The organism is Mycobacterium triplex, from assembly GCF_000689255.1.
GTDB classification, from domain to species: Bacteria; Actinomycetota; Actinomycetes; order Mycobacteriales; family Mycobacteriaceae; genus Mycobacterium; species Mycobacterium triplex.
On record NZ_HG964446.1, the window covers coordinates 3,727,893 to 3,740,823 of the forward strand.

Annotated in this window: 12 protein-coding genes; 5 read left to right on the top strand and 7 right to left on the bottom strand. The window is 67.2% G+C overall.

What is annotated here, in order from left to right:
- Positions 1 to 27: 27 nt before the first annotated feature.
- Positions 28 to 567, bottom strand: coding sequence for an FxsA family protein (locus tag BN973_RS17285; RefSeq protein ID WP_036469648.1), 540 nt, complete (start codon positions 565 to 567; stop codon positions 28 to 30).
- Between the two features lie 73 nt (positions 568 to 640).
- Here BN973_RS17285 and BN973_RS17290 point away from each other — a divergent pair, with 73 nt between their 5' ends.
- A complete protein-coding gene (locus BN973_RS17290; RefSeq protein ID WP_036469649.1) occupies positions 641 to 1,336 on the top strand; it encodes a dienelactone hydrolase family protein in 696 nt (231 codons plus the stop codon).
- On the opposite strand, the gene BN973_RS17295 is transcribed toward BN973_RS17290, so the two are convergent.
- Together BN973_RS17295 and BN973_RS17300 are read right to left on the bottom strand one after the other, a co-directional pair.
- On the bottom strand, positions 1,325 to 2,191 hold the full coding sequence (locus tag BN973_RS17295) for a type 1 glutamine amidotransferase domain-containing protein (RefSeq protein ID WP_232232106.1): 867 nt from the start codon (positions 2,189 to 2,191) through the stop codon (positions 1,325 to 1,327). The genes BN973_RS17290 and BN973_RS17295 overlap by 12 nt on opposite strands.
- A gap of 10 nt (positions 2,192 to 2,201) precedes the next feature.
- Positions 2,202 to 2,597, bottom strand: a complete 396-nt coding sequence (locus BN973_RS17300) for a PPOX class F420-dependent oxidoreductase (protein ID WP_036469650.1) — start codon at positions 2,595 to 2,597, stop codon at positions 2,202 to 2,204.
- Between the two features lie 113 nt (positions 2,598 to 2,710).
- Here BN973_RS17300 and BN973_RS17305 point away from each other — a divergent pair, with 113 nt between their 5' ends.
- The 4 genes from BN973_RS17305 to BN973_RS17320 are packed head-to-tail and all read left to right on the top strand — an operon-like array spanning position 2,711 to position 6,543.
- The gene (locus BN973_RS17305) at positions 2,711 to 3,937 is read left to right on the top strand and encodes a DUF1214 domain-containing protein (RefSeq protein WP_198048942.1); all 1,227 of its coding nucleotides are present in this window, start codon (positions 2,711 to 2,713) and stop codon (positions 3,935 to 3,937) included.
- Positions 3,937 to 5,082 (top strand): sulfotransferase family protein, encoded by a 1,146-nt coding sequence (locus tag BN973_RS17310; RefSeq protein WP_036469651.1) that lies wholly within the window; start codon positions 3,937 to 3,939, stop codon positions 5,080 to 5,082. Before BN973_RS17305 ends, BN973_RS17310 begins: the two co-directional genes overlap by 1 nt.
- Positions 5,066 to 5,725 (top strand): TetR/AcrR family transcriptional regulator, encoded by a 660-nt coding sequence (locus BN973_RS17315; RefSeq protein WP_036469653.1) that lies wholly within the window; start codon positions 5,066 to 5,068, stop codon positions 5,723 to 5,725. Before BN973_RS17310 ends, BN973_RS17315 begins: the two co-directional genes overlap by 17 nt.
- 14 nt (positions 5,726 to 5,739) lie before the next feature.
- Complete coding sequence (locus BN973_RS17320) at positions 5,740 to 6,543, top strand: SDR family NAD(P)-dependent oxidoreductase (protein WP_036469654.1); 804 nt, start codon at positions 5,740 to 5,742, stop codon at positions 6,541 to 6,543.
- Here BN973_RS17320 and cobN read toward each other — a convergent pair.
- The 4 genes from cobN to BN973_RS17335 all read right to left on the bottom strand — a co-directional run bounded on the left by cobN (position 6,540) and on the right by BN973_RS17335 (position 12,815).
- Entirely contained in the window at positions 6,540 to 10,139 is a 3,600-nt protein-coding gene (gene cobN, locus BN973_RS17325; RefSeq protein WP_036469655.1) for a cobaltochelatase subunit CobN, read from the bottom strand. The two genes, BN973_RS17320 and cobN, sit on opposite strands and share 4 nt — an antisense overlap.
- A gap of 32 nt (positions 10,140 to 10,171) precedes the next feature.
- Positions 10,172 to 10,456: a hypothetical protein gene (locus BN973_RS30600; RefSeq protein ID WP_084163435.1), complete on the bottom strand. Its 285-nt coding sequence runs from the start codon at positions 10,454 to 10,456 to the stop codon at positions 10,172 to 10,174.
- 83 nt (positions 10,457 to 10,539) lie between these two features.
- Positions 10,540 to 11,187 (bottom strand): alpha/beta hydrolase, encoded by a 648-nt coding sequence (locus BN973_RS17330; protein ID WP_036469656.1) that lies wholly within the window; start codon positions 11,185 to 11,187, stop codon positions 10,540 to 10,542.
- 170 nt (positions 11,188 to 11,357) lie between these two features.
- Positions 11,358 to 12,815, bottom strand: coding sequence for a flavin-containing monooxygenase (locus tag BN973_RS17335; protein WP_036469658.1), 1,458 nt, complete (start codon positions 12,813 to 12,815; stop codon positions 11,358 to 11,360).
- Positions 12,816 to 12,931 lie beyond the last annotated feature (116 nt).

A 12,931-nucleotide genomic window follows, 5' to 3' on the forward strand; every position in this document is an offset into this window, starting at 1 on the left:
AACTACGGGCAGCGGCGCCCGGGGCCGTCAGTTCGGGCCGGCCGCGAATCGGGGGCCACCCCAGTGCTCGGCCTCGCCGGTAACGGGCCGGTTCTTCGGCAACGCCGCCGGCTCGACGTCGTGGACGTCGATGACCTCGCCGTCGATGTAGTCACTCCTGGTGAAGCTCTCGGTGAAGGTGGACGTGTAGCTGACCAGCGGTGCGCTGCGCCCGACACTGCGCAGCGCGATCCGGGTCAAGCCGGGCCCGGCGACCGAGCGCACCGGCGGAAGCAGCAGCAGCATGCCCAGGACCGTCGTGACGAACCCCGGGACGAGGACCAGCGCCGTCGCCATGGTCACCAGCGCGCCGTCGCCCAGGGTGGTGCGCGGTTCCTTGCGACCCGAGCGCATCTGGCCGAGGTCGCGAATCAGCTGCGATCCCGCGATCGGAGCCAGCAGCCCCCAGCCGAGAACGAACGTGACCAGCAGACCCAGCAGGGTCCAGCCCCAGCCGACGGTCCAGACCAGCGCGAAGATCGCCGCCAGCTCGACGACGGCGTAGAGGAGTAACAACCGGCTCACCATGTGATGCCAACGTCTGCGGGTCGCACTCGAGTTCCCCTGGTGATCGGTGTCGCGGCTGCAGTTAGATGACGATATGACCACGATTGAGATCGATACCCCGGACGGACCGATCGATGCGCTGCTGAGCACGCCGCCCGGGAATGGCCCCTGGCCGGGTGTGGTGGTGATTCACGACGCCTTGGGCTACGGCCGGGACAAGCAGTCGATCAACGACCGCATCGCCCGGGCCGGCTATCTGGCGCTGACGCCGAACATGTACGCGCGCGGCGGGCGCATCCGGTGCATCACCCGGGTGATGCGTGAGCTGATGACACAGCGTGGCCGCGCTCTCGACGACATTCTTGCCGCCCGCGATCACCTGCAGGGCCGGCCGGACTGTACCGGGCAGGTGGGAATCGCCGGCTTCTGCATGGGCGGCCAATTCGCACTCATCATGTCGCCCAAGGGTTTTGGCGCTTCCGCGCCGTTCTACGGCGCTCCCCTGCCGCGTCACCTCAACGATGCGCTGGAGGGGGCGTGCCCGATCGTGGCGAGCTTCGGCGCGCGCGACCCGCTGGGCAAGGGCGCACCCGAGAAGTTGCGGGAGGTGCTCGCGGCCAAGCAGATCGCCAATGACGTCAAGGTCTACCCCGGTGTCGGGCACAGCTTCGCGAACACCCTTCCCGGCCAACCATTGCTGCGAATTGCGGGTTTCGGCTACGACGACGCCGCGACCGAAGACGCCTGGAGCCGGGTCTTCGCGTTCTTCGGGGCGCACCTAACGGCGTAGCTTGTCCGATACGACGCCGGCGAAGGTGTGGGTATCGCCGGGCCAGCGCGCCGAGATGTAGTTGCCGTCGTCGACGACGAATGCGGGCCGCGAGTCGGTCTCCGTGTCCCGCGCCATTCCGGAGGACTTCAGCCGCCAGTGCGGCGTGCCACGTTCGACGTCGCGGAAATCCGCCGGATCTTCAAGCGCGCGAGTGACTTCCGATTGCACGGACATGTGGCCGGCAGGCTGGCCGGGTTGCTCGGGGTAGGTCCGGTAGTAGTCGGGATCCCAGAATCGGGTGATCCGGGTCAGCCGCCAGGCCAGCCGCTCCATCGCCCAGGTGAGCGCGGTGGTCTTGCGTCCGTAGAGCACCGAACGCCCCGTGCCGGGATCGACGCTGCGCGCGGCCAGCAGCACACCGTGACAGATCGCGGCCACGATCAGGTCGCGGGCAAAGGCCTCGACCACCAGGCGCTGCAGCAGGTCGCTGTCGATGTAGCTGCGCATCCCGCGGGCGCGATGCCCGCCGGGCAGCAGCAACGCGTCGACGCCGTCCAGCGTGGCGGCTTTCCAGCGGGTGGGATGCCGGTACTCCGGCGAGCGCACCATCGCGGCGTAGGCGTCGCGACCCTTGGTGTTGGCGCGCAGCACCAGCCCGACGAGCGGGAAGGAACTCAATACCGGTAGCGCGGACCAGATATCGAGGCCCCGGCCGGTCACCATGACGTCGTCGGCCACACCGGCCGTACCGCTTTCGGTCGCGAAGATCACCCGGTGACCGTTGTCGGTCAAGACTCGCCAGCTGACCGCGACCTCGGTCGGGTCGAAGTCCCGGTCCGGGATCGGGATCAGCACGGTGCTCATCAGTGCCATCCGGGCGAAACTAGCCCTGGGCCACTCGGAGTTCGAGGCCGATGTTGTTTTCCATGCCGCCGCGCAGCTTGCTGAAGAAGTTGAAGACCGTGCCGACGATGCCGTAACGCTTGCCGATCGCGTCGTAGACGGCGCCGGTGTGCGACTTGTCGAGCACGGCCGCGGTGCCCTCGACCGCCTCGCTCGTCGGGCGACCGCGCATCGTGCAGGTGGCCATCGTCACCCGCGGCGTATTGCGAATCCGCTTGACCTTCCACGAGTTTCCCTGCGTGATCACCAGCAGGCGGTCGCCGCGCTCCTCGTCCAGAGCGGTCCAGACCGGAGTCGGCTTGGCGCGGCCGTCCTTGGTGTAGGTGGTCAGCAGGATGTATTGCGCCTTGGCGAGGTCGGCAAAGGTGGGCGTCACGGTCTCAACCTACCTGTGACCGTTGACATTCTCAGCACTCAGCTACAATCGTATTAAGTGAAAACATTGTTTTCGTTTAAGCATCTGCAGCTACGAGCGGAGCGGGGACACGCGTGAGCGATCCGAACAAGCCGATGGCGTGGCTGCCGTTCTCGATCACCGAGGCGGCGCTTACCGGTTCCGGCGCCGACGAGCCGGACCTGGCCCAGGCATGGTCGTACTTGCAGGAACGGCTTGGCAACGCGGCGCGGGTCGTGCAATCGGAACCGGCCGGCCGAAATCGAGTCGATCTCGCCGCGGGGATGCGTCACCTGCTGGTGCTGCTCGCCGCGGGCATCCACGAGGTCTTGCGATTCGACACCGACCCGGTCCTGTGTGTGCAAGCCACCAGCACCGACGACCTGGTGACCTGGGGAATGGAGTGTCCGGACTGCATTTACACCAGCGCCGTGCTGCGCGGCGGGGAAAGCTACCGGCTGTTCGGCAATCGCGGCACCGCACGGTATGTCGGCCTGCAGACGATGAACGGCATCACCGCCACGGCCAACGCACTTGTCGACGAACTCGAGGTGGATGCCGACGGGAATTTCGAGGTGGTGCTGTCGGCCGCCGAGCAACCGGCCGGCAATTGGATGCGGCTCGAAGGCGATCACCCGACGTTGACGGTGCGGCACTTCTTCTACGACTGGAGCACCGAAGTGGCGTCGTCGCTGCGCATCGAGCGACTCGGTCCCGCGGCCGGTACCGACGACCGCTCGATCGATCCGGCGGTGGCGATTTCGCGTCAGCTGGTGGCCCTCGGCGATTTCGTCCAGGAGAACCTCGCGTTCTTCCTGCAATTCGGTGCCGCGGCGCCGGCAAACGGGTTCCTACCGCCGATCGACCGCACGGATATCGGCGCGGCGGCCGAGAACCGGCCGGTGATCGGGCGCTGGGAGCTGGGCCCGGACGAAGCCCTGGTCGTGGAAGTCGAACCGCCCGAAGGGATTTACTGGAGCTTTTCCGTCGGCAATCCGTGGTGGGAGACGATCCACTATGGACGCCATCAGTCCAGCCTGAATGCCTTTCAGGCGGCGGTGGACTCCGACGGCCTGGTGCGCGTGGTGTTGTGCTCGCAGGACCCGGGCGTCGCGAATTGGCTTGACACCGCGGGGCACAGCAACGGGCCGATCATCCTGCGCTGTGTGCGAACCAGAACGGCGCCGACGCCCACGACGCGAGTCGTGCCGTTCGACGATATTCGCGCCCAGTTGCCGCCGGACACCGCGACGGTGACCGCCGAGCAGCGCGCCCGCATCGTCGCGGCACGCCGCGAGGCCGTGCGCGAAAGGTTCGCCTGATGCCGTTCGACGCCGACGAGTTGGAAAACGGCGCACGTGCGGCAACCGGTCTCGACGATTTCGGGTCCCCGTACTACCGCGAGGGACTCGAGCGCATCGTCGACGCGCTGAACACCGAGGCGGACCTCAACGACATCGGCCGGGTCATCCAACACGCGACCATCAGCAACGCGTTGATTCAGCGCCTCAAGGTCGAGGAGACCTACCGGCAGCACCCCGAGATCGACGACGAGGTGATCGGCGGGCCCGTCTTCGTGATCGGCCTACCGCGCACCGGCACCACGGCGTTGAGCCAGCTGGTCGCCGCCGATCCGCAATTCCGGTCGTTGCGGACGTGGGAATCTCAGGCGCCCACACCGCCGCCGGAGGCCGCCACCCAGCACACCGATCCACGGATCGCGGCGGCCGAGGCGGGTCTGAAGATGCTCGACGACATGTTCCCGTTGATGAAAACAATGCACAACTCCGAAGCGACGGCGGCGACCGAATGCCAGGATCTGATGGGTATGAGCTTTCGTACCTTCCACTTTGACGGCGCGGTGCGCGCCCCCGGTTACCTGGCGTGGCTGATGGACTGCGACATGCGCGAGACGTACACCTTTCACCGTCGGGTGCTGCGGTTGTTGCAATGGCACTGCCCGCCGACACTGTGGCACCTCAAGACGCCGGTGCACATGTTCGCCCTCGACGCCCTGGTCGAGGCCTACCCGAACGCCAAATTCCTGTGGAGTCACCGCGATCCGGCCAAGGTGATGGGTTCGGTGTGCAGCTTGATCCAGTACGTCCGCAGCTGGAGTAGCGACCGCGACGATCCCCGGGAGCTGGGCGCCGAGCAACTCGACAGCTGGGTCGAAGCCGTCCGGCGGGCAATGGATTTCCGCACCCGGATGGGTGACGAACGCTTCGCCGACGTTTCGTTCGCCGATTTGCAGACCGATCCGGTGCGCACGCTGCAAGACAGCTACGAACGCCTGGGGTTGAGCTTTACCGATGCCGCCTCGGACGCGGTCCGGCAGTGGGCCGAAGGGCACAAACCCGGCTCTCGCGGTGCCCACGACTACGACCTCGCCGAGTACGGCCTGACATCGGAAGGGGTCCGCGAACGCTTCGCGGACTATCTCGCCGCCTATGACGCAACGGCCTGACGACACACCCGCGCCCCGGACTAGGCGCCGCGACAAGCTGGAGCCCGATCCGGCGGTGCGCCGCGAGATTCTCGCGGCCGCGTCGACGACCCTGCGCGAGCACGGAGTTCCCGGCTTGAGCATCGCCGCCGTGCTGGACCGCGCCAAGTTGAGCACCCGCGCCTTCTATCGGCATTTCGACTCCAAGGACGAACTGGTCGCCGCGGTGTTCCTGGAGACCGCGCGCGCGGAGAGGCGACGGCTGCAACGTCGAATGTCGTTTGCCGCCAACGAAATAGAGGCGGTGGCCGCGTGGATCGACGGGCGGCTCGATTTGGCGTTCGACGAGAACATCAAATCCGATCTGCGGCGGTTGTCGCTGGAAGCCCAATCGCAGACGGCCGCCTCCCCCGGCTTGGTTCAGCCCGCATACGCCGAGATGCTCAAGCCGCTCAGCCGTACGCTGCAGCGAGGGCTGCAGGGCGGGGTGTTCCACCACATCGACCCGGTCAACGACGCGGAGTTCATCCAGGGTGTGGTGTGGGCAAGCATCAACCGGCAGTGGCGAAGCGGCGATTGCGATCGCGCCGCGGTCCGCGACGACGCGCTCCGGTTCTGCCTGCGCGCATTGGGCGTGGCGCCCGAGGCAATCAAGCAGATCTGACCGAAGGAGTATCCATGGACCTGGGCTTTGCCGGATCGACGGCCGTGGTCACCGGCGGCAGCAAAGGGATGGGACTGGCCATCGCCGAAACCCTTGCGGCCGAAGGGGCCAGCGTGGCGGTGATGGCACGCGGCCAGGACGCGCTCGATGCGGCGGTGGCGTCGCTTGCGGAGGCCGGCGCTCCCGACGCGGTGGGCATCAGCGTGGATATGACTGATCCGGAATCCATCGCCGATGGCTTCGCGGCGGTCTCCGAGCGCTGGGGCCGACTCAATAGCCTGGTCCATACGATCGGCCCGGGTGACGGCTACTTCGAGCAGATGGACGACGCCGCGTGGGACGCCGCGTTCTCCCTGGGGACGATGTCGGCGGTGCGGTCGATCCGCGCCTCGTTGCCGCTGCTGCGTGCGGCGGACTGGGCGCGCATCGTGACGCTGTCCGCGCACTCGATTCAACGACAGAACCCACGCATCGTGGCCTATACCGCGTCGAAGGCAGCGCTGGCCAGCGTTACCAAGAACCTTTCCAAAAGCCTTGCCAGCGACGGCATTTTGGTCAACTGCGTGTGCCCCGGGACCATCGTGACGGCCAGCTTCACCGAAAACCTCAAGGACATCCTGGCCGCCGACGGCCTCGATGCCAGCGATCCGCACGACGTCATGACGTGGATCGACGACAACTTTCACCAACCCTGCGACCTGGGTCGCGCCGGGCTTCCCGAAGAGGTCGCATCCATCACCGCCTACTTGGCGTCGCGGCGAAACGGCTATGTCACCGGAGCCACCGTGAACGTGGACGGCGGATCCGACTTCATCTAGCCCTCGAGATCGCCCTCGGTTTCCAGCAAGGCTTGGCGCAACCCGTCCAGGGTTTCCTTTTGCGGCTCGGCCCACATGCCCCGCCCGGCCGCTTCCAGCAGCCGTTCGGCCATGCCGTGCAACGCCCACGGATTGGATTCCGTCATGAATTTGCGGTTCTCCGGATCCAGCACATAGCGCTCGGTCAGCTGTTCATACATCCAGTCCGCCATCACCCCGGCGGTCGCGTCGTAGCCGAACAGATAGTCGACGGTGGCGGCCATTTCGAATGCCCCCTTGTAGCCGTGCCGGCGCATCGCGGCCATCCAGCGGGGGTTGACCACCCGGGCCCGAAACACCCGGGTGGTCTCCTCGGACAGCGTGCGGGTGCGGATCGCGTCGGGCCGGGTGTTGTCGCCGATGTAGGCGGCCGGCGCCTTGCCGGTCAGCGCTCGCACCGTGGCGACCATGCCGCCGTGGTACTGGAAGTAGTCGTCGGAATCGGCGATGTCATGCTCGCGGGTGTCGGTGTTTTTGGCGGCCACCGCAATTCGCCGGTACTGGCGGTTCATGTCCTCGACCGCCTCGCGGCCGTCGAGATCGCGGCCGTAGGCGAAGCCGCCCCAGGCGGTGTACACCTGCGCGAGGTCGGCGTCGTCGCGCCAGTTCCGGCTGTCGATCAGCTGCAGCAGCCCGGCGCCATAGGTGCCCGGCTTGGATCCGAAAATCCTTGTGGTGGCTCGCCGTTGGTCGCCATGCTGAGCCAGGTCGGCTTGCGCGTGGGCGCGGACGTAGTTGTCGTCGGCGGGCTCGTCGAGGTCGGCGACCAGCCGGACCGCGTCGTCCAGCATCGTCACAACGTGCGGGAACGCGTCGCGAAAGAACCCGGAGATCCGCACCGTGACGTCGATACGCGGCCGGCCCAGCTCGGCCGGCGAGATCGGCGTCAGGCCCACCACGCGCCGTGAGGCGTCGTCCCATACCGGCCGAACACCCAGCAGCGCAAGAACTTCGGCGATGTCGTCGCCGGCGGTGCGCATCGCCGAGGTGCCCCAGACCGACAGCCCCACCGACTGCGGCCACTCCCCATGGTCGTCGCGGTACCGGGCCAGCAGCGAATCGGCAAGTGCGACGCCGGCTTCCCAGGCCAGGCGGGATGGTATCGCCTTGGGGTCGACGGAGTAGAAGTTGCGGCCGGTGGGCAGCACGTTGACCAGGCCGCGCAGCGGGGACCCCGACGGGCCGGCCGGAATGAACCGGCCGTCCAGCGCCCGCAGCACCTGGTCGATCTCCGAGGAGGTGCCGGCCAGCCGGGGTACCACCTCGGTGGCCGCGAACCTTAAAACATTGGCCACGTCGGCGTTGTCGGTGATCGTGTCAACGGTTTTGGGATCCCAGCCGGTCGCTTGCAGCGAGGCGACCAATTCGCGGGCGGCGGCCTCGGTTTGATCGACAATGGTCCGCTCGTCGGTGCCGTCCTCGGCGAGGCCGAGGGCTTGTCGCAGGCCGGGGATCGCCTGCTCGCCGCCGAACAGCTGGCGGGCCCGCAGGATCGCGAGTACGAGGTCGAGTTCGGCTTCGCCCGTGGGCTTTTGGCCGAGGATGTGCAGGCCGTCGCGGATCTGCACATCCTTGATCTCACACAGCCAGCCGTCGACGTGCAGCAGCATGTCGTCGAAGGAGTCTTCTTCGGGCCGTTCGGTCAGGCCCAGATCATGGTCCATCTTGGCGGCGCGGATCAGCGTCCAGATCTGTTGGCGGATGGCGGGCAGCTTGCCGGGATCCAGGGCGGCGACGTTGGCGTGCTCGTCGAGCAGTTGCTCCAAACGCGCGATGTCGCCGTAACTTTCGGCGCGGGCCATCGGTGGGATCAGATGGTCGACGAGCACCGCGTGTGCCCGCCGCTTGGCCTGGGTGCCCTCGCCGGGATCGTTGACCAAAAACGGGTAGATCAGCGGCAGGTTGCCCAGCGCGGCGTCGGATCCGCAGGCCGCCGACATGCCCAGCGTCTTGCCCGGAAGCCACTCCAGGTTGCCGTGCTTGCCCAGGTGCACCACGGCGTGCGAACCGAATCCTTTTGGACGGTCCCGGCCCAGCCAGTGGTAGGCGGCCAGATAGTGGTGGCTGGGTGGCAGGTCCGGATCGTGGTAGATGGCGACGGGGTTCTCGCCGAACCCGCGGGGCGGCTGCACCAGTAGCACCAGGTTGTCGGATTGCATTGCGGCGATCACGATCTCGCCGTCAGGGTCGTTGGTGCGGTCGACGAACAGCTCGCCGGGCGCCGGGCCCCAATGGGTCTGCACGGCCTCGCGGAATTCTTCGGGCAACGTGGCGAACCAGGCGCGGTAGTCCTTGGCGGACACCCTGACCGGGTTGCCGGCGAGTTGCTCCTGGGTGAGCCAGTCGGGGTCTTGCCCGCCGCGTTCGATCAGCGCGTGGATCAGGGCGTCACCGTCGTTGGCGTCGATCCCGGGCAGGTCGCCGACCCGGTAGCCGGCGTCGCGCATCGCGCGCAGCAGGGCCACCGCGCTGGCCGGGGTGTCCAGCCCGACCGCGTTGCCGATGCGGGCGTGCTTGGTGGGATACGCCGAGAACACCAGGGCCACCCGCTTGTCGGCGGGGGCGACGTGCCGCAGCCGCGCGTGCCGGATGGCCAGGCCGGCGACCCGCGCGCAGCGTTCCGGGTCGGCCTCATACGAGATCAGGCCGTCGTCGTCGATCTCCTTGAACGAGAACGGGACGGTGATGATGCGCCCGTCGAACTCGGGCACCGCCACCTGGGTCGCGACATCCAGCGGGGACAGGCCGTCGTCGTTGTGGTTCCACTGATCCCGCGAGCTCGTCAGGCACAGACCCTGCAAGATCGGAATATCCAGGGCGGCAAGGTGTTCGACGTTCCAGCTGTCGTCGTCCCCGCCGGCGGACACGGTCGCGGGCTTCATCCCGCCGGCGGCGAGCACCGTGACCACCATGGCGTCGGCGTCGCTGAGCCTCTGCAGCAGTTCGGGTTCGGCGGTGCGCAGCGACGCGCAGTAGACGGGCAGCGGCCGGCCGCCGGCGTCTTCGATGGCCGCGCACAGCGATTCGATGTAGGCGGTGTTGCCGGCCAGATGTTGCGCGCGGTAGTACAGCACCGCGATGGTGGGGCCGTCGGTGTGCCGGGCTTGCGGGCGTTCCAGTTCACCCCAGGTCGGGGTCACCACCGGTTCGGTGAAGCCGACGCCGGTCATCAGCACGGTGTCGGACAGGAACGCGTGCAGCTGGCGCAGGTTCTCCACCCCGCCGTGGGCCAGATAGATGTGCGCCTGCACCGCGATGCCCGCGGCCAACGTGGACAGCCCGGTCAACTCGGCGTCGGCGGCCTGCTCGCCGCTGACCAGGATCGTCGGAATACCGCTCGCGATCACCGTGTCGATGCCGTCTTGCCAGGCCCGATAGCCGCCGAGGATCCGGACCACCACGATCTGTGCGCCGGCCAGCAGGTCGGGCAGCTCTGTGTCGGTTGAGGGATCGGACAGCCGCGCCGGGTTGGCCCACCGATAGTTTTTCCCGCTGGCGCGAGCGCTGATCAGGTCGGTGTCGGACGTCGACAGCAGCAGGATCGTCGGCTCGGCCACCCCTCATTCGTACCGTAGGGGCGCCGCGAGCTTTAGACCCCGGTGCAGATGCTGATAAATCGGATGGGCGCACAGATGCTGACCCAGACGCGCGGCTGGGGGCCCGACCAGGCCGGCGGTGGAGGCGGCGGCGGTGGTGGCACGGCTTGCGGCGGCGCCTGCGCGGCGACCACGCACGAGTTGGAGGACGCGTCGTACAGCGTCCCTTCGCCGCATTCGGCGGCTCTGCCTATCGCCGCAGACACCGAGGTCGCGACGACGGCCAGCGCGCCGGCTGTTGGGACGATGAGTGCTAGGCGATTCGCTATCCCGAACATCACAGCTCTCCGTGTGCACGAATGCCCCCTCGGCAAACATTGCCACAAAGCGCGCCGGAACGCGCGGGTTCGGTGCGGCCTTTTCAGCCGAGTACCGCCGCGATGCGTGCGGCGACCTCACCGGCGAGCTCGGGCAGCTCGGCCGCGTGGTAGCGATCGGCGGCCGGGTCGTACGCCGCGCCGGCAATCGACCCGTGATCGGCCACCAGCTCGACGAGATCCACCGGCCACCCGACCTCTTCGAAGCGGGCGGCGAAGTCGCGGCTGGCCGTCACCGGAACCACATCGTCGTCCCGGCCATGCAACAAGGTGAACGGCGGACCGCCGCGGTCGAGAATCGGCCCGTCGCCCGGGACGTGGCCCGTGATCGGGTCCGGGGCCATGAAAGCGCCTGCCAGACAAACGGTATGGGTCAACGGGACATCCCGACGCGTCAGGGTCAGACCCGCGGCGGCCAGGCCGCCCATCGACCACCCGACGAGTACGAATCCGGTGCTGCGCTGCCGCATGAATTCGACCGATCGCAACAAGTCCGCGCGGCCCCCGTCGCGGGCATGGGAATCCCAATCCGTCACCACGACGGTGGCACCGTGGCCGGCCAACAAGTGGGCCAGCGGCCGGACGACGGCGCGGGCATTGGCCTGCATGCCGTGCCAAAACAGGATGGCCGGTCGGGTGGGATCGCCGAACACATCGGCCAAGCGTCCCGGGGCATATTCCATCGTCCGCACCGGGTCAGTGTGCCCGTGAATTGCCCGTTGCGCCAAGGGCTGACGACCGGTTCGACCACCGCGGTGTGACGATGCCCAAGCGGCGGCGAACCCGAGAACAAGATCAACGCCGAGCATTCACTCAACGCCGCTCATGTCGCCGAACGAAATCAGCCGCCGCCGTTCTAAAACTAGGCCGTGCGGACGTCGAAGTCCGCTGGCTCGGGTCGGCGCAAGAGTGCGCGGTGGGTCTCCGGCGCCCAGGGGAACGTCTCCGGCAGACCATCCTTACCCAGGTACCAATTGTTGCAGCCTGACGCCCAGATCGTTTGCGGCAGAGCCGCTTTCACGCGCTCGTTATATTCCTTGGTTGCCGCTTCCGTCGGCGCCGCGGCGCGTACCACACCACTGCGAATCCGACGGATCCACCAGATCGTGTAATCGGCCTGGTCCTCGGCGATGGACATGAAGGACTGCTGGCCGATCGGCGAATGCGGGCCCATCAGCATGAAGAGATTGGGAAACCGCGGTACCGCGACCGACCGATATGCGATCGGACCGTCGGCCCACGCCTCGTCGAGGGTGATGCCGCCCTCCCCGACCACCTTCATCGGCCGCAGGTAGGCCCGGGCGTCAAACCCGGTGGCGTAGACCAGCACATCGAGTTCGTGCAGGGTGCCGTCGACGGTCACGATGCCGCGGGGCTCGATGCGCTCGATCCGATCGGTGACGACGTCGACGGTCGGGTGCTGCACCGACCGGTAGAACCGCGACGACATCGCCAGCCGTTTGCAGCCCGGCTGGTAATCCGGGGTGAGTTTGGCCCGCAATTCCGGGTCGCGCACCGACAGCCGCAGGTTCCAACGACAGGTGGCCTGAACCAGAGCGCGGCGCAATCCCGAATGGATCAGCGCGCCGCCGAAGACCTTTTGGAAGAAGGCGCCCCAAAACCAGTGGCTCAGCGAGTTGAATCCCGGCAACTGCGAGATCACGTGCCTGGTCACCGCCGAGTACCGCGGGTTGGGCATCGGGTACACCCATTGCGCGGTCCGCTGAAACAGCGTCAGCCAGCGCACCTTGCCGCCGAGCTCCGCAATGATCTGCACCCCACTCGAGCCGTTTCCGATCAGACCGATTCGCTTGTCCGGCAGCGAGACCGAGTGATCCCACCGCGACGAGTGGAATGCCGCCCCGGCGAAGGTCTCCCGCCCGGGGATGTCCGGATAGTTCGGTATCCGCAGCACGCCGGTCGCGACGACCACAACGTCGAACGTCTCCTCACCGAATGTCGTGGTGAGATGCCATGTCCCAGCATGGTATTCGGCTTTGGTGACGTCGCAGCCGAAACGGATGTGTCGCCGTATACCCCGTTCGTCGGCCACCCGCCGAAAGTAGGCCTGCAGTTCCGGGCCCGGGGACAGCAGACTTGTCCACTTCGCGTTGGGTGCAAACGTGTAGGAGTAGTACCGCGACGGCACATCGCAGGTAAGACCCGGATACGTGTTGTCGCGCCAGGTGCCTCCGACCTCGTCGGCCTTTTCGAAAACGGCGTAGGACTCAATGCCGGCGTCCTGCAATTTGGCCGCCATGCAGAGGCCCGATACCCCGGCGCCGATTATTGCGACTTTGATTTGACGCTGCTGCGTCATGACAAACCACCAACTTCCCCCGGTATGAGGCCGACGGTAGCGCCGCGGCCCGCGGCGGTGGGGCGGACCAACGGCCAGACAATTGGTGTTTTCACCGCAGCGGTCTGCCTTAACGT

Excerpts from the sequence above, each read along its gene's own strand:
- BN973_RS17285 (WP_036469648.1), bottom strand. The coding sequence starts at position 567 with ATGGTGAGCCGGTTGTTACTCCTCTACGCCGTCGTCGAGCTGGCGGCG.
- BN973_RS17290 (WP_036469649.1), top strand. The coding sequence starts at position 641 with ATGACCACGATTGAGATCGATACCCCGGACGGACCGATCGATGCGCTG.
- BN973_RS17295 (WP_232232106.1), bottom strand. The coding sequence starts at position 2,191 with ATGGCACTGATGAGCACCGTGCTGATCCCGATCCCGGACCGGGACTTC.
- BN973_RS17310 (WP_036469651.1), top strand. The coding sequence starts at position 3,937 with ATGCCGTTCGACGCCGACGAGTTGGAAAACGGCGCACGTGCGGCAACC.
- BN973_RS17315 (WP_036469653.1), top strand. The coding sequence starts at position 5,066 with ATGACGCAACGGCCTGACGACACACCCGCGCCCCGGACTAGGCGCCGC.
- BN973_RS17320 (WP_036469654.1), top strand. The coding sequence starts at position 5,740 with ATGGACCTGGGCTTTGCCGGATCGACGGCCGTGGTCACCGGCGGCAGC.
- BN973_RS30600 (WP_084163435.1), bottom strand. The coding sequence starts at position 10,456 with ATGTTCGGGATAGCGAATCGCCTAGCACTCATCGTCCCAACAGCCGGC.
- BN973_RS17335 (WP_036469658.1), bottom strand. The coding sequence starts at position 12,815 with ATGACGCAGCAGCGTCAAATCAAAGTCGCAATAATCGGCGCCGGGGTA.